Origin of the sequence: Flavobacterium sp. IMCC34852 (assembly GCF_030643905.1) — a bacterium.
GTDB lineage: Bacteria > Bacteroidota > Bacteroidia > Flavobacteriales > Flavobacteriaceae > Flavobacterium > Flavobacterium rivulicola.
Genome location: NZ_CP121446.1, coordinates 2,559,740 through 2,584,329, shown reverse-complemented (window position 1 = coordinate 2,584,329; position 24,590 = coordinate 2,559,740). Strand labels below are relative to the sequence as shown.

Below are 24,590 nucleotides of genomic sequence, written 5' to 3'. Positions count from 1 at the left end.
ATTGGGGTGGTTTTTTGTTTTTTAAATAGAAAGGAATTAATCCGCTATACGACGAAGTTTGTTCTTGTCGACGATTTTGATTTTTTTACCAATCAAATCAATCCAACCGCTTTTCTTGAGTTCCGAAAGTAATCTGATACAGCTTTCGGTAGCAGTACCAATCATACCGGCTAATTCTTCACGAGATAATTGTAAACGAAGCGAACCATCGGAATCGGTGCCAAAAGTTTCTTCCAAATAAATTAAAGTTCCGGCCAAACGCTCTTTAACACTCTTCTGAGCCAATTCAACCATATGATCATCGGCCTCTTTCAAATCGCCACAAATGGTTTTCATCACACTCATGGAAAATTGATTGTTTTGGGTAAAGAACTGGATAATTTCTGCTTTTGGGATAAAACAAACTTCCATATCTTCTAAAGCCACGGCACTCAAATTGGCCGGTTCTTCACTAATCATGGAGCGTTGTCCCAACAATTCGCCCGGTTTGACCAATTTTACAATCTGGTCTTTGCCATTGGAACTCAATTTGGAAAGTTTACAAACACCGTCTTTAACACAGTAAATACCATTGGTAGTCTCTCCTTCTTCAAAAATAGGATCTCCTTTTTTGATGGTGTAAGAGGTTTTACAATCGGCCATTTTGAGCAACTCATCTTTGGTCAATGTCTTTAGCGAGCTGAATTGTCTCACGATACACTGTTCACATTTACTCATACGATGTTTTAGGTTTGTTTCTACAAAGATATTGAAAGTATGACAAATATCATATTTTAATTTTTAGACTTTTGTGACCTTTGCTTCAGGTAAAATGAGCAAATTATGAATACATCACAGTGTTTCCATTGTGGTAATGAAATCATAAAAAAAGACGAAATTCTTTTTGATGACAGGAGTTTTTGTTGCAACGGTTGTAAAACAGTCTACGAAATCTTTAGTCAGAATGACTTGTCGTGTTATTATGACTTTCAATCAGCGCCCGGCGCAACACCACTCGATATTAAAGGCAAATATGATTTTTTAGCCAATGAAGAAATTGTCAACAAACTCCTCGAGTTCCAAGAGCGTACAACACATATTGTTTCACTCTACATTCCTCATATACACTGTAGTTCGTGTATTTGGATTCTGGAAAATTTACAAAGGCTTCAACCGGGAATAGGTGCTTCTCAAGTTAATTTTCCCAATAAAAAAGTCCGCATCACTTACAATCCCGAACAGACCAATCTCAAACAAATTGTAGAGATGCTTTGTTCCATTGGTTACGAACCTTACATCAGCTTAGAAAATTTTGACGAAGGCAAAAAGAAAGTCGACAGAACACTGATTTACAAATTGGGCGTTGCTTTTTTCTGTTTCGGAAATATTATGTTGTTGTCGTTTCCGGAATATTTTGAAGTCAATGAGTTTTGGATAGAGCAATACAAAGGCTTTTTCCGATGGCTGACATTTGCATTGTCATTACCCGCGTTTATTTATTCCGCTTCGGGTTATTATGTAGCCGCTTGGAAAAGCATCAAACAAGGTATGTTAAACATCGAAGTTCCCATTGCTTTGGGTATAGTGGTGATGTTTATCCGAAGTACAGTAGACATTGTTTTCGGTTACGGACAAGGTTTTTTTGACAGCATGTGTGGGTTAATTTTCTTTATGTTGTTAGGGAAGTTGTTCCAACAAAAAACCTATGATTTTCTTTCGTTCGAACGCGATTATAAATCCTATTTTCCTATTGCAATCACCAAAATTTTATCTGATGGAAAAGAAGAAGCGGTTCAAGTATACGACATCAAAAAAGGAGATAGGCTGTTGATTCGCAACCAAGAATTAATTCCGGTAGACGGTGTTTTGATTTCCGAAAAAGCTTCCATCGATTACAGTTTTGTAACCGGAGAAGCGGTTCCGATTGAGAAAAAATCCGGAGACAAAATTTTCGCCGGTGGTAAGCAATTGGGCAAAGTCATCGAAATGGAAGTCTTGTTTTCAGTCTCACAAAGTTATTTAACCCAATTGTGGAGCAATGATGTTTTCCAGAAGAAAGTCGACCAAAAACACAAATCCATCACTGATAAAATCAGCCGCTATTTTACACCGGCGCTATTGCTGTTGTCTGTGGTGTCTTTTGGCTATTGGATTTTTATAGATGTGGCTACAGCGTTTAATGTGTTTACCGCCATATTAATTGTGGCTTGCCCGTGTGCGTTGGCTTTAACAGCTCCGTTTACTTTAGGCAATGTATTGCGCATTTTGGGCAACCGAAAATTATACCTCAAAAATGCCATCGTAATCGAGCAACTGGCCAAAGTGGATACCATAGTTTTCGACAAAACAGGGACAATCACCACCAATAAAAAGACATCCATTACTTATGAAGGCGATGTCTTAAATGATTTTGAATTAAAATTATTAAAGAATGCTCTCAGAGGTTCCAACCATCCGTTGAGCCGAAGATTGTACGATTTTATTCCGCCTCAAGATAAAATGGAGGTAAACCATTTCGAAGAAATCATTGGTAAAGGTGTTTTTGCCGAATTGGGAGAAAACAAAATCAAATTAGGTTCTTCTCAGTTTTTGCAGCACATGAGTGAAAATACCCATAAGAAAACCAAAGTCCATGTTGAAATCAACGGCGTTTACAAAGGCAGTTATGTTTTTAACAACCAATACCGAAAAGGATTGGAGCAGTTGTTCGAAAGTTTGGACAAAAAATACAATCTCATCGTATTGTCGGGTGACAATGACGGAGAGCGCAAAATATTGGAGAAAATGCTGCCGGAAAGTACCGTTTTAGTATTCAACCAAAAACCTGAACAAAAATTAGCCTATATCGACAACCTTCAACAACAAGGTAAAAATGTGTTAATGATAGGTGATGGTTTGAATGACGCCGGCGCTTTGGCACAGAGTAATATCGGAATTTCTATTTCGGAAAATGTCAATGTGTTTTCACCGGCTTGTGACGGGATTTTAGACGCGAGTCAGTTCTCCAAAATAGCTTTCTTTTTGAAATATGCTAAAAACGCCATGATAACCATTTACCTGAGTTTCGGATTGTCATTGTTGTATAATGTAGTCGGCTTGAGCTACGCGGTTACCGGTAATTTATTGCCTATAGTAGCTGCGATTATCATGCCTTTGAGCACAATAACCATAGTAAGTTTTGTAACCATTATGAGTAATGTCTTTGCCGGCAAGAAATAAAACCCGAAGTATGACAAATGTCATGTTTTAAGAATAATCGCAGAAGTAATTTTGTCTAACACAAATTAGAGGTATGAGTGTCATTTATATGTTAATCTCGATAAGTATTGTAGTCGCAGTATTCTTTCTCTATGCTTTCATTAAAGCAGTAAGAGGCGGACAATATGACGACGACTATACGCCATCCGTCAGAATGCTTTTTGACGACGAGCTCGTAAAAGAAACTAACAAAAATCAAATTAATATAACCGAAGAAAAACAATTATAATTATGGAAATGCAACAATTTCAGTATGACAACAAAATTGTAAGGAACTTCATTTATGCCAGTATCGTTTTTGGTATTGTAGGGATGTTGGTTGGGCTAATATTAGCATTTATGTTTTTATTTCCCAATGTCACCAGTGGAATTCCGTTCCTGAGTTTTGGACGTCTCAGACCTTTACACACCAATGCGGTGATTTTCGCATTTGTGGGTAACGCCATGTTCGCAGGAGTATATTACTCAATGCAACGTTTGCTTAAAGCCAGAATGTTTAGCGACTTATTAAGCAAACTGCACTTTTGGGGATGGCAATTAATCATAGTAGCAGCGGCCATTACTTTACCGTTGGGTTACACCACTTCAAAAGAATACGCCGAATTAGAATGGCCGATTGATATCGCTATCGCTTTGATTTGGGTAGTATTCGGTATCAATATGATTGGTACGATTATCAAAAGAAGAGAACGTCATATTTATGTAGCGATTTGGTTCTACATCGCGACCTTTGTTACTGTTGCAGTACTTCACATATTTAACAGTTTTGAATTACCGGTTTCTGCCATGAAATCTTACTCGGTGTATGCCGGAGTACAAGATGCCTTGGTGCAATGGTGGTACGGACACAACGCGGTAGCATTCTTTTTAACCACACCGTTTTTAGGAATGATGTATTATTTTGTGCCAAAAGCAGCTAATCGTCCTGTTTATTCATACCGACTTTCTATCATTCACTTTTGGTCTTTAATTTTTATCTATATCTGGGCCGGACCTCACCACTTGTTGTACTCTTCTTTACCGGATTGGGCACAAAATCTGGGGGTAGTGTTCTCCGTAATGTTAATAGCACCGTCTTGGGGTGGTATGATCAACGGATTATTGACCCTACGTGGTGTTTGGGACAAAGTAAGAACGGATTCCGTTTTGAAATTCTTCGTAGTAGCCATTACCGGTTATGGTATGGCCACTTTTGAAGGACCAATGTTATCCTTGAAAAACGTAAATGCCATTGCCCACTTTACCGATTGGATCATTGCCCACGTACACGTTGGTGCTTTAGCTTGGAACGGATTCTTATCCTTTGGTATGATTTATTGGTTAATCCCAAGAATGACGAAATCAAAATTGTATTCTGAAAAATTAGCCAACTTCCACTTCTGGATTGGTACTTTAGGGATTATTCTATATGCATTACCAATGTACGTAGCCGGATTTACTCAGGCTTCTATGTGGAAACAATTCAAACCGGACGGCACTTTACAATACGGTAACTTCTTAGAAACTGTAACCCAAATTATGCCAATGTACTGGATGCGCGCCATCGGTGGTACTTTGTATTTGGTTGGGGTGATTGTTTTGGTTTACAACATCATAAAAACCGTAAAACAAGGTTCTGCTATTCAAGACGAACCTGCTGAAGCGCCTGCTTTGGCAGTCATTAGTCCAAACCGTTTGAAAGGGGAGAAATGGCATGCTTGGTTGGAAAGAAAACCGGTTAGATTCATGGTTTACACTACCATTGCTATTTTAATTGGTGGTTTAATTCAAATTTTACCAACGATTTTAGTGAAATCTAATATTCCTACTATCGCTGCGGTAAAACCTTATACTCCGCTTGAATTACAAGGTAGAGATTTGTACATCAGAGAAGGTTGTGTAAGCTGTCACTCTCAAATGATTCGTCCTTTCCGTTCAGAAGTGGAACGTTATGGTGAGTATTCTAAATCGGGCGAAAATGTGTATGACCATCCATTCCTTTGGGGTTCTAAACGTACCGGTCCGGATTTAGCAAGAGAAGGTGTTCCGGGCAAACCGTTCAATGGCGGTAGAGATGACGTTTGGCATTTCAATCACATGTATGATCCGCAAAGTATTTCTCCGGGTTCTATCATGCCAAGATACCAATGGTTGATTAAAAATGAATTAGACAATTCAACTTTACAAGCCAAAATGGAAGCGATGGTCACTTTAGGTGTTCCTTATTCAAAAGAAGAAGTGGCCAATGCGGTTAAAATTTCTGACGAGCAAGCGGCTAAGATTGAAGCCAGGTTATTGGCGAATGCCGATATCAAAAAAGCTTTCGGAAACGCAACTGTTCCGTTAAAAGACAGAGAAATTGTAGCCTTGATTGCTTATCTGCAAAGATTAGGTACTGATACCCAAGTTAAATCTAAAAAATAAGTGCCATGTTAAAATATGTCAAACACAATTTAGAGACGATTACAGGGGTAGAAATTTACCCTATCATTTCACTAACGATTTTCTTTACGGCTTTTGTCTTGTTCACCGTTTGGGCCATGACCTACAGCAAAGAAACCATCAAAAGAGTAAGCAGCCTTCCGTTAGAAGACTAATAACGCAACATAAAAAGTATAAAAATGAAAAAATTATTTCCATCATACGTAAGAGTTCCGTTGATTTTCGCCTTTGTTTTTGGCGCCTTGGAATATTTTATAGACTCAGGCGACCGTCCGGCTTTTATCAAGTTTCCTATGGTAGCCTTGTTTTTAGTAGTCTTCTTATTCTTGTTGGTAGCCATAGAAATTGTGGTTAGCGCAGTTGACAGAGTGACTTACCACATGTTGACCGATGAGCAACGTAAACAATTAGAAGAAGCGCAATCTGTTTCTTTTGCAGATAGTAAATGGGTTCAGAACCTGATGAAGAAAATGACCCGTTCCAAATCTATAGAGCAAGAAGCGGATGTGATGTTAGACCACGATTACGACGGGATCAAAGAATTAGACAATGTCTTGCCACCTTGGTGGGTGAATTTGTTCTATGCTACGATTATTTTCGGGGTGATTTATTTGGTCAGATTCCATGTTATGGATGAGTATACCCAAGCCCAAGAATACGATCAGGAAGTGGCAGCCGCCAATATTGAAATCGAAAAAAACAAATTGAATTCGCCTAAAGAAGAAATTACTTTTGATAAGGTAACATTGTTAACCGATGCCGAAAGTTTGGCCAAGGGAAAAGAAATTTACACCAATGCCTGCGCCGCTTGTCACAAAGCTGATGGTGGTGGAATAGTGGGACCAAATTTAACCGATGACCATTGGATTAACGGTGGTGGCATCAAAAACGTCTTTAAGTTGATTGCCGAAGGAAGTAAAAACAACCCAACGATGGTAGGTTGGGCCAAAACATTAGGTACTAAAGAAGTACAAAAAGTAGCCAGTTATGTGTTAAGTTTACAAGGCACAAAACCTGCCGGAGCTAAAGCAGCAGAAGGAGAAAAATGGGTGGAAGAAGCAGCTCCGAGTACTGATGCTGCTACAGTAACCGATAGCACTAAAGTAGCTGTAAAATAAAAATAAGGAAAGGTTTTGGACCTTGTTCAAAACCTTTCAAAACAAACCGAATTAAATCATTAATTCAAAAACAAAATGGCAACACACAATCCTGATGAAAGTTTTAGAGATAGTATCGCTACTATTGATGAGAAAGGGAAAAGAGCATTCATTTATCCTAAAAAACCTTCGGGTCCTTTTTTTGATAAGCGAAAAATACTCAGCTATTTTCTGTTGGCCTTTTTGTTATCAGCGCCGTTTGTTAAAATCAATGGCAATCAGTTCTTACTTTTTAATGTAGTCGACAGAAGATTCAATATTTTCAGCTTTCCGTTCTGGCCTCAAGATTTTCACCTTTTCGTTATCTCTATGATTATTGGAGTAGTGGGATTGGCGTTGTTTACCGTGGCATTCGGACGTATTTTCTGTGGTTGGTTTTGTCCGCAAACTATTTTTATGGAAATGGTTTTCCGTCGAATAGAGTTTTGGATTGATGGTGACAGAGCTCAGCAAATGCGATTAGCAAAACAAGCTTGGGATGCCGAAAAAATAAGAAAGCGTGTAACCAAATGGATGGTGTTTTTCATCATCTCATTTATCATTGCCAATGTTTTCTTGTCTTATTTAATCGGAAGTGATGAACTGATACAATTCATTAAAGAAGGTCCGGCTCAAAATACCAGCACATTAGTAGCCTTGTTAATTTTTACCGCCGTTTTTTACTTCATTTATGCCTGGTTCAGAGAGCAAGTTTGTATCATCGCTTGTCCTTACGGTAGAATGCAAGGCGTTTTATTGGATAACAAAACTATCAATGTCGCCTATGACCATGTTCGTGGCGAAGGCGAAACCGGTAGAGCCAAATTCAATAAAAACGAAGACCGAAAAGCTTTAGGTAAAGGAGATTGTATCGATTGTAAAGTCTGCGTGCATGTTTGCCCAACCGGAATCGACATTAGAAACGGAACACAATTAGAGTGCATCAATTGTACGGCATGTATCGATGAATGCGATTCGATTATGGAGAAAGTCGGTTTGCCGAAAGGTTTGATTCGATATGCCAGTGAAGACGAAATCGTAAAGAAAGAACCGTTCAAGTTAACCAACAGAATGAAAGGTTATATAGCAGTTTTAGCGATTTTGATTGGTGTTTTTATCGGAATGTTATTCCTTAGAAATGATGTAGAAGCGACTGTCTTACACACGCCGGGACAACTGTTTCAACGTGATGGGGATAAAATAAGCAACATTTACAATTATGATATCATCAATAAAACTGAGAAAGAATTTGAACACGTTACTTTCAAATTAATTGAACCTAAGGGTGAAATTAAACTTGTAGGCAGTCCGTTTGCCAAAGTACAGAAACAAGGCATTAGCAAAGGAACTTTCTTCGTCAAAATCTTGGAAAGCGAATTAAAAGATGAGAAAGTAGAACTTAAAATTGAAGTCTACAACAATAATAAATTAATAGAAACAGCAACCACCAATTTTGTTGGTCCGAGAAGTTTCAACTAAAAGACAGGAATTATGAAAATGAATTGGGGAAAAGGAATTGTTATAGCGATTGCGCTGTTCATGAGCTTCATTTTATACTTTGTGTTCAAAGTACAATCTGATAGTCAATACGATAACGAAATGGTTACCGAGCAATATTACAAAAAAGAAAAACTGGTTCAAGGCAACATTGAAAGCATCCAAAATGCTAATAATCTTGTCGAGAAAGTTGCCATTACCAAAACAGTTAATGGAGTAGTGGTGAATTTCCCAAAAGAATTCGATTACTCAAAGATAAAAGGAAAAGTATCCCTGTATAGACCGTCCAACCAAAAGCTGGATTTTGAAATCCCTATTTCATTATCAGCTTCCGATTTGCTCATACCTAAAAACAATCTGGTTGGCGGTCTTTGGGGTATTACTGTGGCTTGGGAATACGAAGGTAAAACCTATTTGAACAAAGAAGAAATTTATTTCTAAAAGATCTAAGAATCTAAGAAGTCTAACAATCTAAGAAGTCTAACAATCTAAAAATGCTTTACACCGCGCTCATCTTCGGCTTAGTATCAAGTTTGCACTGCATCGGCATGTGCGGACCGATAGCGATGATGTTGCCGGTTGATCGAAATAATCCAACCAAAAAAGCATTGCAAATTCTATTATACCACGCCGGAAGATTGACTTCCTACGCGACTTTGGGTTTGCTGTTCGGATTGCTGGGCAAAGGGTTGTATCTCGCCGGTATGCAGCAGCGATTTTCAATTGTTTTGGGGATTTTAATGATTTTGATAGGGATAATTCCGGAAAGAGTCTTAATTAAGTACAACTTTTCAAAACCGATTTATCGCTTAATTTCAAAAGTAAAAAGCAGTTTAGGAAACCAATTCAAACGCAAAACAGCTGATGCTTTTTTTACTATAGGCGTGTTTAATGGTTTTTTACCCTGCGGATTGGTATATGCTGCACTCTTTGGTGCTATTGCCATGCAAAATGTTACTTTGGGCGTAACTTATATGTTGCTTTACGGTTTAGGAACCATTCCCCTAATGAGTGCGGTGGTTTATGTAAGTAGCATTTTATCGATGCCTTTCAGAAATAAACTGCAAAAAATGGTACCTTTAATAACCGTTATCATCGGGCTGTTATTTGTTCTCAGAGGCATGGGTTTAGACATTGCTTATGTGTCACCAAGTAACATGAACTTGTTTGTTCAGGCTGAAGCCAATTGCCATTAGCCAACTAACTTTTTAAACCACTTTAAAAAATACAAATACTTAAACCAATTACTCATGGAAAAACACGATTTACTACACGAATTCCCGGAACATAAAGAAAGAATTCACGAACTTAAAATCTCAGATGCTCATTTCAGAAACCTGTTTGATGAATACCACGAAATAGAACATCAAATTCACCGAATCAATATGGGTTCAGAGATTGCGAATGATAATTTTGTACATGAATTAAAAGCCAAATTGTTATTTCTCAAAGATGAAATCTATACACATTTGAATAAATAAATGCAGGTTTGTTGAGTAAGTTACCGCGTCGAAAGACGTGGTTTTTTTATAGCTTTTGGATGGTACTGAAAGCGGTAATTAAACCGGTAATGAGTATCAAAATTAAGACGATTTTTTTGAACTGTGCTTCTGATATTTTTTCCAGTATTTTTTTTCCGATATAGGTGCCAATGATACTCACCACAAACAATATCGGAATCAGGTACAAATCATCTTTATGAATAAAACCATTGAGTCCGTAAACCACGGTCCGACTCCCGTCAATGGCCAAATCAATTACAGCTGAGGTGGCAATAAAAACCTGCATTTTCAAATTAAAAGCCGCTAATGTCATCCCTCGAATAGCGCCACCGGTACCAATTAATCCGGCAATGAAACCCGAAGCTATACCACCGCTTACACTATTGAAAGTGGTAGGCTTAATCACCACAGTTTTAAAAATCAAAAAGAAAAGACTCAACCCTATAAGAAAAACAGCTAATCCCATTTCGAGCCATTTAGCATCAATAAACCGACTCAAATAAGCACCCAATACTACAAAAACTACGGCCGGAATTCCCAAACTGACCAGCAACTTCTTATCAACACCTTGCCTAAAAAAACCGATTTTGGTAAGATTACTCAATACATGAAACATAGCTGTAACACCCAACACCGAATGAAAATCGAGAAAGTAACTGGCTATCGGTACAAAAAATAACGAGGAACCAAAGCCACCCACAGTGCCCAAGATTTCCGCCAATAAGGCCAAGAGAATAAAGTAAATAAGATAGTCCAAATGGCGTTGATTTAGTATTTAAAGATACATAAAAAAGCTTACTGTTTTTCTTCTTAATGATAGTTATAGCAATACAGGCAATTTGTCAGTTGTCATTTCGCCTATTGGGCAGTCAACCTTTTTTTGAGCAGTGTAATTTGCCCCAAATGATAATAACTATGCTCAATCATGGCCTCAATATTACGCTCATAACTTCCGTATTTTTCTTCAACAAAGGCACTTTTTAATTTGTCTTCAGACATTTGTTCTACCAAAACAGCAAATGCTTCGGCATCTTTCCAAAATCGAATCAAAAAAGTATCCCAATCTTCTTGTGAAGTAATAGGAGGAAAGTCAAAACTGTAGCGGTCTTTGATGTCGAGTGTTCCCCCTCGAAAGACTTCATTCAATCCTTGAATATAATAATGAATATGTTGGGCCAAATCCGCTATGGTATTCAAAGTATCCAACTTAGTGGTGACCATTTGCCAATCGGTATTGTCTAATTGCGCTTTAAAATTAGTGTTGGCCACCCAAGTTCCGTTTAAAATAACTTCTCTGAATCTATTGGCTATTTCTGATGGTTTCATGTGGAGAGAATTTTAACCATAGCTAAAATACTAAAAATTCGTTAAGCAGATTATGTTGCTGAGGGAAAAGGGATAAGGGAAAAGGGAAAAGCAGACAACCTTTTAAACCGTCATCGAAAACAATTGTGTCTGTGGTGTTTTGCGTTTTAGTCTGAGGTCAAATGCCATACAGATATTGCGCACAAAAGCTTTGCCTTTTTCGGTTACCACCAAACTGTTGGGTTTAATTTGCAGCAAACCGTCGAGCTCCATTTCGTGGAGTTGGGACAATACTTCGGGTAAATCGTCAAAGTACAAATCATCGCTTTGCCAAGAAGTGCTGAATTGGCACATCAAGTTTAAAATATGTCGGCGAATAATCAAATCTTCTTCAGTCAAAACATGACCGCGATATACCGGCAATTCGTTTTGGGACAAACGGGCATAATAAGTTTCGAGCTCTTTTTCATTTTGAGCAAAAGCATACCAACTGTCACTGATAGAAGAAACACCTAAGCCAATCATCAGTTGGGTTTTAGATGCGGTATAACCCATAAAATTGCGGTGCAATTTTCCGGCTTTGAAAGCCTGGTACATGGCATCGTCTTCTAAAGCAAAGTGATCCATTCCTATTTCGTGGTAGCCTTTGTGTGACAGCAAGGCTTTCCCCACTTCATACAGCTTGCGTTTCTCCTCATCTTTCGGAACATCTTCGTCTTTAAAGCCGCGTTGTCCGTTGCCTTTAATCCAAGGTACGTGCGCATAACTGTAAAACGCCAGTCGGTCAGGAGAAAGCGAATTGGTTTTTTCAATGGTGTCAATTACGTTATCCAGTGTTTGAAAAGGCAATCCAAAAACCAAATCATGTGAGATGGAAGTATAGCCAATTTCTTTGGCCCAAAAAGTCACTTTGGCCACATTGTGAAACGGTTGGTGTCTGTGTATAGCGGTTTGTACTTTTTCGCTGTAATCCTGTACGCCAAAACTCACTCTTCGAAAACCTAAATCATATAGTGTTTGCAGATGAATGCGTGTGGTATTGTTAGGATGACCTTCAAAACTAAATTCGAATTCCGATGCTTTTTCAGCTTTGCTGAGAATGCCGTTGATTAATTGTTCTAAATGTTCCGGAGAAAAAAAAGTAGGTGTACCGCCGCCCAAATGAATTTCTTTGATGATGGGTTTGGCCGGAAACAAATCGCAGTAAAGTTGCCATTCTTTCAGAACGGCTGCTATATAGGGATTTTCTACTTCGTGTCGCTTGGTAATTCTTTTATGACAACCACAAAAAGTGCATAAGCTTTCACAAAAAGGCAAATGGATATACAAACTAATGCCTTCAGTCGTATTACTTTCAGTAAAACTTTGAATAAACGTTTCTTTCCATCGATTCGGGGAAAAAGAGGCTTCATCCCAATAAGGAACTGTCGGATAACTGGTGTATCTCGGACCGGGAACGTTATATTTTTGGACTAATGAAACGGACATATGACTACTTTACAAGGACAAAAGTAGCGCTAGTTTTTTCCATTAAAAATGACAATTGTCATGTGAACCTATTATTCCCGTACTATTTTGAGGGTTTGCTGATTGCATTTTAAAAAATAAGTTCCGAGGGCTATTTCACTCAAATCGAGTTGGGTTTCATTGGCCGTAATCTCAAAGCTTTTTAATTTTTGTCCCAAAATAGAATACAATGTTGCCATTCCTCTATAGCCGTTAGTTTTGAGCGTTATAAAATCTTTAGTCGGATTCGGATAAGCCACCCATGAAGTTGAGTCATTTTCCGGAAGTTGTAAAGTGGTTTGGTTTAATTTGGCCAAAAAGGGATAGTATTGAAAATTGTCCGTTCCGGCTTGCCAAGTGTCAAAAGTAATAACGTTATTGGCCATACCCGAAACCACAACACTGCCATCACTCAAAACACTAATACCATCAGCCCGGTCTTCCGAATTGCCACCGGCCGTTTTGGCCCAAAGTACTGTGCCTTGTGGAGAATATTTTAAAATTAATACATCTCTGTTAGAACCGGTTTGGGTTTGAGAACTCACATTGGCATTCCATTGAATTGCACCTTGAGTTTTACCGGTCAAGTAAATATTTCCCTGTGGGTCTAGTGCCAAAAAGTTGCGCATCCCAATTTCGGCACCACCGGTACCCGGAACTTCTCTAACCCATTGTACTGAACCGGTTGTATTAAATTTTGCCAAAAAGAAATCGGTATTATTGGTCGGACCTTCAGTAGTTATGCCACCAACAGAAAAGCCATCGAATAAGTGCGAACTAAAATACACTTCATCCGGTGTGCGTGCCAAAACCATGGGTTCCGGGCAAGTAATGTCTTCCACATAATGCATCCATTGCATTTGCCCTGTCGCATTGTATTTGACTACATAAACGTTGTATAAAAATGGTGCCGGCATTGCAGTGCCGTTGAACACAGCATTGATTTCGGCACAGGAACCTGCCGCATAAATATTACCTTCGCTATCTACACTTACGGCGCTAATAAGCTTTACTTCGCTTTGCGTAATCAATTGAAGGGTATTGCCATTGCCATCTATTTTTTCGATAAATGAATTTTGATAGTCATCATAGCCGATAAAAACGTTTTGCTGGCTATCAATAGCAATCGCATTGAAATGTTGGGTAAAATCTCCCGGAATCACCTTATGCCAAAGCAATTCGCCATTAGCATTGAATTTTAACAGCAAAGGATTCACGCTCTGTAAATTGGTGGTCAAATTAAAGTTTCCGATAGTGATTGTGGTCAAATAACCAACTGCCATATAAAGATTTCCGGCATTATCTGTGGCTAGCTTATAAGCATGAACATTCCCGTTGATGTTTGTAGTGGAAACCAAAGTACCGTTCGCATCATATTTATGCAAAGCAAGATTTCCAAAAATATCAGTATAGGAGGTAGCATTGTCTTTAAATCCGCAGATATAAGTATTGCCTAAAGTATCAGAAGCCGTCGGGTAACTAATCATCCCCGGATTCATATTAAAAGTAATACTCGGAGTACGCAGCCATTCAAAAGTTTGAGCAATTAATCCCGGTGAAAATAGGAGAACAATAGCAAGGAAGTAATTCTTTTTACTCATGCTAGAAAAATTGTTTTTTTGGTATTCGTGACTCGAGCCTGAAAGGCGAACTGATGTAATAATCTTCGATTTCATGATTTTTTTTTTGATGATTGATGTTGTAATGATGCTTAAAATCAAAAAAGGTTGCTTGGATTACGCCACGATTTAAAGTTACGAATGTAAATTTAATTTAAACAAAATTGTGAAAACTAACAATTAAGCCATAAGGCAAGTCATTTACTCAATTCTTTTGAGATAAAAAAAGGCATTCCAAACGGAATGCCTTTTCTCGGTTTTTAGTTAAATGGTGTTATCGTCTTACTACGCGAACGGTTTGTATGTTTTCACCTTGTGAAACAATAACGTTGTATACTCCCGAAGGATATCTTTCTCCGATAGGCGCTTTTTCTAAGTCGCTTACTTTTACCGTTTTCTGTTCAACCAATCGGCCTACCATGTCATACACTTTGATTTCAATTAAGGCTGTGTCAGCAGTGGTAACATCAATCATAAAGTTGTTGGTGTACGGATTCGGATAAACAGTTGCTTTGAAAGGAGTCGTTTCAATTATTCTGGCTGCCATTGGAGTGGTTACGGTACATTCTTTATCATAAGGGACAAAAGTGCCATACAATAGCATAGAAACCGCAACATTATAAGTGGTATCAGGAAGCAATCCGCTAAACATACTTAGGGTAAAGTTTGGAGTCGGACTGTCTTGGTATTGCTCATAATCTAAATCGCCAAATTCATCATAATGCGTCAACAAGAATCGGTAAAGCGTTGCTCCGGCAAATGGAGTTGCATTAATCACTTGAGTATAACTACTGGCTACCAATTCACATTGTGAGGCAATGACTGATGAGGTTGGCGGTGCAGGCGTAAAGATGGAACAAACTTGTCCATACTGTGACCAAGCAATTACATTAGCCAATTTAATTTTGATTTGAACATCTACTTTGTATTCTGTATCATAAGTTAGGAAACCTACAGGTGCAGTCAACATGGTCAAATTAAAGTTTGGTAAATTGCGCTCACCGGTATAGTAGTAAGTCGAAGGTGCATCAGCACGAGCCACTCTAAAACGATAGGTAATCGCAGAATTCACCGCATTGGCATTGATAGTAGAATTCATAAACAATAGTGTTGAACCACACTGAGAATTCACCACTTTCGTTGTGGCTACGTTAGTTGTGGTTAGGGTACAAGTATTGCCATTATAGCCTTGAACTTCACCATTAACAATGGCGGCTACTTGAATAGAGTAGGAAGTTCCGTAAGCATAAATGTCTGTATCGGTTAATTTGAAATGGTGCTGAACGGTATCAACATAATCCACTTGTCCGGTAGACAAATTAGTTACTTTAAAGCGGTAACCAATGACAAATCCTTCACCTAAATCTATTTCTGTACAGTTAATAGTATTATTCAAACCGTGATTAATACCGCCACAACTAGGAGAAAGAACATTTACCACTATTAGCGGATGACCGTCATACAAAGTACCATTACAGTTGTTGTCAATATTGTCAAAAGGAATCTCTGCAACACTTGGGTTGATTTCAAAAACCAAATCGTTACAATCATCATCATTTACAGAATAGTTAGATTCCGGTGGTGTGTCCCCATCTACAGCACACAATTGAACCGCAGTAGAACCCTCGGCACCATAACCGTCACCATCCGCATCAACAAAGAACGGGAAGGTTTCATGTCGGTCTGCCAAAGTATCATCACAATCGGTTCCGTCAACGCTGTAGCCTTCCGGGGCATTGTTAGCATCGTCAGAACACAATAGTACTGATGGTCCGGCACCATAGCCATCGTCATCATTATCCGCATAGAACGGATAAGTCAGGTAAACAACCACAGTCGTTTCAGCTGAAGCCATAGATGGACAAACACCACTTTGTACAATAGCTCTGAATTTGGTTGTTTCAGCTAAAGGTCCTGAAGTATAAGTGTTGTTGTTATTTCCAATTGGATTCCAACTTAGGAATGGTGCGGTAGAACTTTCCCATCCTAATATCATACCGGTATAATTACTTAAGGTTAGTAAAGCACTGGTTTCACCCGGACAAATCGAGGTTCCGCCACTTACGACTCCACCAACGGTTGTCGGACTCACATTAAGTGTTCCGTTGACAAAATTGGTTCCATCCCAAAATAATCCGCCGCCACTACTATAACCGCCATATTGCCATAAGCAACCATTAAGTCGGTAACGGAAAGTATAGTAATAGGTTCCGCTGGTTGGCGGTGTGAAATTATAAAAGTATTCGTCATTGGCATATCCTCCTCCAAATTGGTTGAATGAGGCAGTACTCCAATTTGACCAACCTGAAGGATTGGTATTGGTTGAACTGTATCCAAATTGTACTTCTATACCGGCGCCTTGTAAACCGGCACCCGGAGTAACACCGCTTTCATATACTTGTCCGTAAGCTGTCATACTCGAGCCTTGACAAATGGTTGCATTTGGTGGCCATTGTAAGTTAGCCCAATCCAAAGATTGAACGGTCAAAACACCACTTACATAATTGGTACCATCCCAAGTGCCGCCATCCCATTGTTGGAATCCGCCATATTGCCAAGTACAACCATTTTGTCGGTATCTGAAAGTATAATAATAAGTACCGGGAACGTTGGAACTAAAGTTATAAAAGTATTCATCATTATTTGGACCACCACCAAATTGGTTAAAAGAAGCCGGTGACCAATTGGTCCAAGTTGAAGGATTGGTATTAGAAGAATTGTAACCAAAATGTACTTCAATATTAGCGCCTTGTTGGCCATTAACAGTGGTTACATTGGGCTCATAAACTTGTCCGTAAGCCGTAAAAGTACCACCGGGACAAATAGCAGCATTAGGCGGCCATTGTAAGTTGACATGATCTAACAAATCTACTGTTACGGTAAAAGTACAACTGGTTGTATTGCCATGTCCGTCATCTGCAGTAGCCGTAACGGTTGTTGTGCCTAAGGCAAAGAATGAACCTGAGGCCGGACTGTAAGTAATGTTAGACGTACCACAATTGTCTGAAGCTGTGGCTGCAAAAGTAACTACAGCACCACATGACCCCGGATCCATATCAACATTAATATTGGCAGGACAATTAATTACCGGTGGCTGAGTATCATTAACCGTAACGGTAAAAGTACAACTCGTTGTATTGCCATGACCGTCATCTGCTGTAGCCGTAACGGTTGTTGTGCCCACTGCAAAGAAGGAACCCGATGCCGGACTGTAAGTAATAGTAGCTGTTCCGCAATTATCACTTGCAGTAGCGGTAAAACTAACATTGGCTCCACATTGATTGGCTGTATTATTCACCGTTATATTGGCCGGACAAGCAATTGTTGGTGCTTCGGTATCATTAACGGTTACCGTTTGATTACAAGAAACCGTATTACCGGAAGCATCAGTAGCTGTCCAGGTTACAGTAGTATTTCCAAACGGGAAGGTTGGCGGAGCATTGTTGCTGATGAATTGACGATTGATGGAAATGTCATCAATAATAAATCCAACGGTACCACCCCAACCGGCTGATGGTTCAAATTTTAATTGGTGTGTGGTTTGTGTGGCCACAAAGCTGATGGTTTCCGGAGTCAAACTGAATAAACCATTAGAACGGCTGACAGTTGTATTTAATGCCCCACCATCAATCGTGATTATGGTACCTACTGTTGGCGGCGCACCTGATCTTCTGGATGCTCTGAAGGTTAGCTGATAGGTTTGACCTACCACAAAACCGCTGATGTTTTGACAAAGGGTTACCGGCTCATGATCAATTTCTGCTACGGCATTAAAAGGGTTTGAGCCACCATATCCGGCTTCTGTACCATAGGCCTCTACATTATTGCCACATTGGTTCCATTGGTCACTTCCGGACGAAAAACTTCCGTTAAGGGTCATTTGCGGAGCAACAGCACAATTATCTGTAACAACAGGTGCTGTTAGTGTAGCAGTACCCGAGCAAAGTCCGGGGGTGTTGCTGATTGTGACAGGTGCCGAACAAGTTATACTTGGTGCTTCCGTATCATTAACTGTTACGGTAAAAGTACAGCTTGTCGTATTGCCATTGCCGTCATTGGCTGTAGCAATAACAGTGGTAGTTCCAACAGCAAAAGTTGATCCGGAAGCCGGACTATAACTTAAGTTAGCAGTACCACAATTATCGGAAGCCGTTGCTTCAAAAGTGACAATTTTACCGCATTGACCTGTTGTATTGGTGGTCACAATATTGGCCGGACAATTTATGGTTGGTGGTTGCGTGTCGTTTACGGTCACCGTAAACGTACAAGTAGAACTTCCCACAGTATTGGTTGCAGTGGCGGTTACGGTTGTTGTACCTACCGGGAAAAGACTTCCCGAAGCAGGAGAATAGGTAATGGTTGAAGCCGGAATACCGATTGTTTCTGTAGCGGCAAAACTTACGTTGGCACCACATTGATTCGCAGCAGTATTTACTGTAATGTTGGATGGACACGTAATTTGTGGAGGAACAGCAACAACGGTTACGTTAAACGAACATTGAGCTGTTAAACCGGCTGCATTGGTTACTTGATGCGTCACTGTTGTTGTTCCAATCGGGAAGGTTGAACCGCTGGCTAAACCGGCAATTCTTGTGGTTGTTGCACCACTACAATTGTCAAATCCCAAAGGTGTCGGATAGTTTACAACTGCTCCATTGACACTGGTAGCCATAACTCCGGTAATATTCGGCGGGCAATTTATAATTGGAGCCGTTGTATCAATTACAAGAACGTTAAAAGTACAAGAGTCAGTATTTCCGGATGGGTCAGTTGCATTTAAAGTCACGGTGTGATTACCGGGCGCCAGAGGTGTACCGGGAAGAGGTGATTGCGTGACGGAAACACTGCAATTATCTGTAGCGGCAGGACAGTTTGTAAATGCTCCTGTTGAAGTTATAGTAAAACTAACAGTTCCCCAGCTGGGTGCGGAACTTGGAATTGAAAGGGTATAAGTAGCACTTGTTCCGGGCGTCGGAGCAGGATAAGATTGGCAAACCTCTACTAAACAAGTTTCATTCACAATGCAAGCCACTCCATCATCCTCAAACACTCTAAAACATACTATTACACTGGCAGGATAGTCATTACTGCAATTATAAGATTGATTATATTGAATATTTGGCGTATTGGCAAAGCAAATTCCACTGGAAGGATAGGTTACCCAACCTTGATTATTAACATTAACTCTCCAATGTGGTTCGGGCGCACCGCCTAAAAATCCATCCACACAACTCGTCGCGGCAGAGCCACTGTTGACTCTAACGGAGAGATTTACGGCTGAAGTTGTAACATAGTCAGGTAAAGATACCAAACAATTGGATCCGACGGGTAAAGTTTGATTACCGGGACAGGTCACTACAGGAGATTCCGTATCGTTTACGGTAACTGTAAAGGTGCAAGTATCAGTTCCACAAGCATTGGTTGCTGTTGCCGTTACTGTTGTTGTACCCACAGGAAAGAAACTTCCGGAGGCCGGAGAGTATGTTAATGTTGGTGCTAAACTACCGGTTGCCGTTGCGGCAAAAGAAACATTGGCACCACATTGACCTGTTGCATTTGAAACAGTAATATTAGCCGGACAAGCAATGACCGGAGCTGTGCCAATAACAACAGTAATGTTAACCGTGGTACTGGCTGAGGGGTTGAAATTATCGGTAAAAACAAAACTAATGTTATGCGTACCTTCATTACAAGCGTCACCGGCTATAGTGACCGTCGCATTGGAAGAAGTTCCACTTGTCGTAGTTTGAGTAGTATTACACAATCCTCCGGTATTAACCACCACGGAAACGTTTTGACCCACTTCCGGAGGCAAGGCCGTTAAGTTGATAGTGCCGGTTTCTCCACAAGCAATATTAATTGTATTATTAGCCGGAACTCCTGAGACTGCCGGTTGTAAATTAGTAAGTGAACCTGCAGTTAACGGATAACAGCCAAAGTCAAGATAACTAATACCGCTTGTTCCGCTTAATGGTCCGCCGTAAGTGGTATTATTTTGATTAAAGCGACCAATCTGTATGAAGTTAATACCATCTCCTTTGTTAATTCCGGCTGTAGCAGGAACTCCTCCAAAGCCTCCGCTACCGCCATTTGACGATGCTTCTCCTGTAGTCCATTGCATATCGCCATAATAAAAGGCAACATTATTTCCTAATCCTATCAAAGGATCATTCCCATTGGTTATTACTACCTGAAAGGTATTCAGCTTGCTGATATTTTGATTATAATAACCGACTCCCGGCCAGGTAACGATTAAACTGGTTGGACTTATTTTATACTTTACGGTGTTTCCTACTCGAGTATCAACATCTGCCCAAAATGGGGCAACCATTGGTATATTAGTTGGAAACCCAACCGGATCGAATGAACCGGAGGGCGCTGTAAAAGTTAGATTTCCATTGTTATTGATAAAGACAACATTATAGTTTGTTCCGTATAAACTAAATTGAAATGGTAATGCAATTCCAACTGAACCATCATCATTTCCGGGGAAATTAGTATAAGTGGCATCTGGTGGAATGTAGCAGTTAACAGCAGTAGATTGGGCTACATTAGTGTTTGATCTGCTACTCAAATTGAATGCTTTATTCAATTGTTCGGGATTATTGGTGTTTGCCTTAATAATTGGCGTAGTGCTGCTCTTCGATGAGGAAGCTTTTGAGGCATAATGTTCCGGACCGGGCTCAATGATAGTTTGAGCATTTGATTTGTTTATCATGAATAAACAAAATAGGGTCATTAAAAAAATGTTTGGGTGTAGTTTTGCCATAGTTTGTTAATTTAATTTACCTACTCTTTGAAGGGATTTTCGGTTTCTTCCCTAATGCATAATAGAAATTAAGCCTCACTAAATAAACAAAGTGAAACACGACATGAGGAATAATTCAAACACTAGCAGTGTTCAAACAACCATTAGTAGGCACGCGAAAAAAATGTAGGTTGAAACGAAATCAAGCATCAATTTATTGGAGGAAATTGATTTCCGTTGACAGAATGAAATAGAATTAAAGCAGTTGTTTAATTCTGAAAATAAATTTAACACTACTTTGGTGGTTAAACAAAACAAATCCGATAAACTGCATTTTATCGCCGTTAAAATGACAATATTTTGTAGAACAAATGTTAATGGTTTTATAGAACTAACAGAAATTTCAAAGCTATAGCTACTCAAGAATGAAGCATAACATAAAAAAACCGCCATGATCCCTCATGACGGTTTACCTTTTTTATGTCAAAGCATTGCGGTTATCGGTTAGGACCAAAAAGGGGCTTTTGGTGAATATTTTCTTCTCTTGACCCGATAACATTGCTTATTGTGATAACAAATTTGGCACTTTTTAACCGAACTTGTGTTGCATAATTTTGGCTAATTGTTACATGATTATCATTCGCTAAACTGCTCTTGCTTATTGTTTTACGAAATATACTCAAGATTCCCAAAACTAATTGACCCTGCCGCTGCCGTGGCAAGTACCACAACTGCCCACACTGATGGTGCCGTTGCCGCGACAATAAATACAAGTGCCTTTGCCGGCATAACGACCAAAACTATCTACCTTCATCCAGGTTTCAGACTGACCGCTTCCTTTACACATAGGGCAAGTGTTGACATTATTACCGCTACCGTTACAACTGCCGCAAGTGCGACCTTGACTATAACTTTGTTGTTGCTGTTGCTGTTGAGCCGTTTGATTTTTAGCATCGTCAAGGCTTTTCATCATTACTTTAAAATCGGCTATATAATCTTTGGATGAAAACTCCCTTTTTTTAAAGTCATATTCACCAAAATATTCGGTGCCATCTGCTTTGTAATAAGTACAGCCTACAGCATATTCATGGTGAAAATAACTGCTTTCAATACGCTCTCCATTGGTGAAAAAGTATTTCCCGGCGCCACGCATTCCGGTTTCGTTGAATTCGCCTTCGTAACGTTCTTTGTTGGGGAAAGTCATACTTCCGTTTTTAGGTAATTCGTTTTGGTAGCTTCCGTTAAAAATCCGACCGTCTTCAAAGGTTTCCATCCCACTCACTTTTATCCCTTGGGCATACTTTCCAACGAAACTGGTTTTGCCGTCAACGGTGGCCTCCATATAGTCGCCATCCACTAAATAATTCACCAGTTTTCCTTTGCCATAGGCTATTACGTTCAATTCGTGGTCATAGGTGGTTCGGGTGGCATCGCCTTGTAGTTGTCCGTCTTTAAAAGTGCCTTTGGTGATGTAAAATTTGGGTATGTAATTCCAATCCGTTTCAAATAATTCACAATTACCGTTGACCCCATCGCCTTTGTAACAATACACCACATTGCCGTTTTTATTCACCTTGCTAATCGACGGTGCAATCATTTTATTGTTGATAAAAAAGGCTATTTGTGCTGTTCTTTCTAATGGGGTTACATCTACTACACCCAGTAGTTTTCCTTTGTTAAAGTAGGCACTTTGCACTTGTTCGTTCTTTTGGTTGTAGCCAAGCCACCAACCATCAGGAAGGCTTTTGGATAATTTTCCTTTGTAAGTAACTCCACTGGGATGGTAATAGTTTACATAACTGTTAGGGAGCAAGTTTCTGGTTTTATGGCTAATAGAACCATAATAGTGAGCGCCTGTTTTAGGGTAAAAATGAAATCCCACTTCGTCATCATAATAGTCAACCACGCATGAATCTCCGTTTTGGTAATGATAAACTCCTTTTACATTCTCGTAGTACTGAATCTTACCGGGTTGGTGTGAAAATACCAGCTTAATACCGTTCTTAAAAAGATATGTACCGTTGGTATAATAAATCCCGCTGTTATTGGTAAAATCGCCTTGGTAAACATCGCCGTTGGTAAACGTATAGGTTCCTTTTTTGAGTTTAAATTCTTTCTCTTTCTTATTATACATCACCACACTGCCTTCATAAGTGCCGTCGCTGAATTTAACCTTAGCCGGTTTGCTTTCTTTTAAATCGCCTTCTATGGTTATAGCCGTGTTGCCTTTGCGCACAAACATATACGGATTTTTCAATTGTCCGGGCATTTCAGGTGTTTTGAGGTTGTATAAAAAGTCAAACATTCCGCCTTCGGGGGTAGCAGGATCTTGGGCATAATTACTGTAAAAGATACAGCAAAAGAGTAGGGAATAAAGTGTTTTCATGACAAACAAATAGGAGTAAAACTATACACCCAAATATAGTTTTTTTCAGTTGATGTTACATAAGGCAAATGGCGTATTTTTAGGGTAGGAATGTTACCCCAACTCAAAACTGGTAATTCCAAATACTTTTTCGACAGCAACTTTAGGTGGCTTGCCATAATACATTCGGGCACATTCAAAGACATAAGTAGCTTTGTATTGTTGTACCAAATTCACGGCGGCTTCGTTACAAACCGGGATGTCTAAATATACGGGCTCGTCAATCGCTTCAGTAAGACAGCGCTCGTAAAGTGCGGCCGCAACAGTCTCATTTTCGGCAAACAAAGGACCAATTTTATAACCGGTTTGGCATGGTCTGATTACGGCAAAGCCTAATAAATGATTGTGGTCAGTATACTGAAAAGCCTTAGCATTTGAAGCCTCGAGCCAAAGTTTTAAAAAGCGGGTACGTCCTACGCCAAAACATTCCAAGTCTAAGGCACAGATAGCTTCCCAATCTTTTTCGGTAACCTTTTGTACCAATGGATTAATAGGATAGGGCTTTCCTGTTTTTTCATAACGCTCATCGCGATAAGCAATTTCAAAACCGCCTTTTTGGTAAAAGGGTTGCATGGCTACCACACCGTCCATCCCTATGGAAGCATCGGGTTGCAAGCGCGACAACAAAGTATCTCGACGTTGTTGCCAAAGTGTTCGCCCAATGCCTTTTGCCCTGTAATTAGGATGCACTATAAAGAAACCCATAAAACCAAACTGTCCGTCATAAGCAACAATAGAACCACCGGCAATGAGTGTTTCCTTGTCAAAATAACCGTAAAACCCTTCCGGGTCAGTGGCCCAAAAAATAGCCGCATCCTCCAAACCGGGATTCCATCCCTCCAAAGCCGCCCATTGCACCAGTGTTTGAAACTCCTCAAAAGTAAGGCGTCTGAAAAGTAGTTCGCTATCATTCATAGGCTAAAATTATCAAAAATCTTTCAAATAAACCTAACCTTTACTTCGAGTCTTCTGATAGCTATAGTGATGTATGGAGAAGCCTCGTTTTCACAACGGTTCTCGATACTCTCGAGACTTCGGGATTATTCCACTGCGTTCCATAAAAACCACTCGAACTGACGAAAGGTGTATAACATGATAAAAAAGCTAGACCGTCACTTCGAGTGATTTATAAATATAAAAACGCTAGTTTTTGTATTTGTAAATTGTATCGAGAAGCTCGCATAAACAACGGTT

At 39.6% G+C, this 24,590-nt stretch carries 17 protein-coding genes; 9 read left to right on the top strand and 8 right to left on the bottom strand.

What is annotated here, in order from left to right; all coding sequences use genetic code 11:
- Positions 1 to 36: 36 nt before the first annotated feature.
- Positions 37 to 717 (bottom strand): Crp/Fnr family transcriptional regulator, encoded by a 681-nt coding sequence (locus P7V56_RS11180; protein ID WP_171221896.1) that lies wholly within the window; start codon positions 715 to 717, stop codon positions 37 to 39.
- A gap of 105 nt (positions 718 to 822) precedes the next feature.
- Here P7V56_RS11180 and P7V56_RS11175 point away from each other — a divergent pair, with 105 nt between their 5' ends.
- From P7V56_RS11175 to P7V56_RS11135, 9 genes are all read left to right on the top strand, one after another.
- Complete coding sequence (locus P7V56_RS11175) at positions 823 to 3,198, top strand: heavy metal translocating P-type ATPase (protein WP_171221895.1); 2,376 nt, start codon at positions 823 to 825, stop codon at positions 3,196 to 3,198.
- A 73-nt stretch (positions 3,199 to 3,271) separates the two neighbouring features.
- Complete coding sequence (gene ccoS, locus P7V56_RS11170; RefSeq protein WP_121313422.1) at positions 3,272 to 3,466, top strand: cbb3-type cytochrome oxidase assembly protein CcoS; 195 nt, start codon at positions 3,272 to 3,274, stop codon at positions 3,464 to 3,466.
- A gap of 2 nt (positions 3,467 to 3,468) precedes the next feature.
- On the top strand, positions 3,469 to 5,640 hold the full coding sequence (gene ccoN / locus P7V56_RS11165; RefSeq protein WP_171221894.1) for a cytochrome-c oxidase, cbb3-type subunit I: 2,172 nt from the start codon (positions 3,469 to 3,471) through the stop codon (positions 5,638 to 5,640).
- Positions 5,641 to 5,645: 5 nt separating this feature from the next.
- Positions 5,646 to 5,813: a CcoQ/FixQ family Cbb3-type cytochrome c oxidase assembly chaperone gene (locus tag P7V56_RS11160; RefSeq protein ID WP_171221893.1), complete on the top strand. Its 168-nt coding sequence runs from the start codon at positions 5,646 to 5,648 to the stop codon at positions 5,811 to 5,813.
- 24 nt (positions 5,814 to 5,837) lie between these two features.
- Positions 5,838 to 6,776, top strand: a complete 939-nt coding sequence (locus tag P7V56_RS11155; protein ID WP_171221892.1) for a cbb3-type cytochrome c oxidase N-terminal domain-containing protein — start codon at positions 5,838 to 5,840, stop codon at positions 6,774 to 6,776.
- Between the two features lie 75 nt (positions 6,777 to 6,851).
- Complete coding sequence (ccoG, locus tag P7V56_RS11150; protein ID WP_171221891.1) at positions 6,852 to 8,273, top strand: cytochrome c oxidase accessory protein CcoG; 1,422 nt, start codon at positions 6,852 to 6,854, stop codon at positions 8,271 to 8,273.
- A gap of 12 nt (positions 8,274 to 8,285) precedes the next feature.
- Positions 8,286 to 8,732, top strand: a complete 447-nt coding sequence (locus P7V56_RS11145) for a FixH family protein (protein ID WP_171221890.1) — start codon at positions 8,286 to 8,288, stop codon at positions 8,730 to 8,732.
- A gap of 53 nt (positions 8,733 to 8,785) precedes the next feature.
- Positions 8,786 to 9,487 (top strand): sulfite exporter TauE/SafE family protein, encoded by a 702-nt coding sequence (locus tag P7V56_RS11140; protein ID WP_171221889.1) that lies wholly within the window; start codon positions 8,786 to 8,788, stop codon positions 9,485 to 9,487.
- Positions 9,488 to 9,541: 54 nt separating this feature from the next.
- Positions 9,542 to 9,772 carry an HP1242/YdcH family protein gene (locus tag P7V56_RS11135; RefSeq protein ID WP_171221888.1) on the top strand — a complete coding sequence of 77 codons (231 nt, stop codon included), beginning with the start codon at positions 9,542 to 9,544 and terminating at the stop codon, positions 9,770 to 9,772.
- 46 nt (positions 9,773 to 9,818) lie between these two features.
- Here P7V56_RS11135 and P7V56_RS11130 read toward each other — a convergent pair whose 3' ends face one another.
- The 7 genes from P7V56_RS11130 to P7V56_RS11100 form a co-directional block, all read right to left on the bottom strand.
- Complete coding sequence (locus tag P7V56_RS11130; RefSeq protein WP_205959342.1) at positions 9,819 to 10,550, bottom strand: sulfite exporter TauE/SafE family protein; 732 nt, start codon at positions 10,548 to 10,550, stop codon at positions 9,819 to 9,821.
- A 101-nt stretch (positions 10,551 to 10,651) separates the two neighbouring features.
- Positions 10,652 to 11,119 (bottom strand): DinB family protein, encoded by a 468-nt coding sequence (locus tag P7V56_RS11125; protein WP_171221887.1) that lies wholly within the window; start codon positions 11,117 to 11,119, stop codon positions 10,652 to 10,654.
- 102 nt (positions 11,120 to 11,221) lie between these two features.
- The gene (hemN, locus tag P7V56_RS11120) at positions 11,222 to 12,586 is read right to left on the bottom strand and encodes an oxygen-independent coproporphyrinogen III oxidase (RefSeq protein ID WP_171221886.1); all 1,365 of its coding nucleotides are present in this window, start codon (positions 12,584 to 12,586) and stop codon (positions 11,222 to 11,224) included.
- Between the two features lie 71 nt (positions 12,587 to 12,657).
- Positions 12,658 to 14,280, bottom strand: a complete 1,623-nt coding sequence (locus tag P7V56_RS11115; RefSeq protein ID WP_171221885.1) for a T9SS type A sorting domain-containing protein — start codon at positions 14,278 to 14,280, stop codon at positions 12,658 to 12,660.
- 217 nt (positions 14,281 to 14,497) lie between these two features.
- Positions 14,498 to 20,941: an HYR domain-containing protein gene (locus tag P7V56_RS11110; RefSeq protein WP_171221884.1), complete on the bottom strand. Its 6,444-nt coding sequence runs from the start codon at positions 20,939 to 20,941 to the stop codon at positions 14,498 to 14,500.
- 724 nt (positions 20,942 to 21,665) lie between these two features.
- Positions 21,666 to 23,357, bottom strand: a complete 1,692-nt coding sequence (locus P7V56_RS11105; RefSeq protein ID WP_171221883.1) for an MORN repeat-containing protein — start codon at positions 23,355 to 23,357, stop codon at positions 21,666 to 21,668.
- A 93-nt stretch (positions 23,358 to 23,450) separates the two neighbouring features.
- Positions 23,451 to 24,311, bottom strand: a complete 861-nt coding sequence (locus tag P7V56_RS11100) for a GNAT family N-acetyltransferase (protein ID WP_171221882.1) — start codon at positions 24,309 to 24,311, stop codon at positions 23,451 to 23,453.
- Positions 24,312 to 24,590 lie beyond the last annotated feature (279 nt).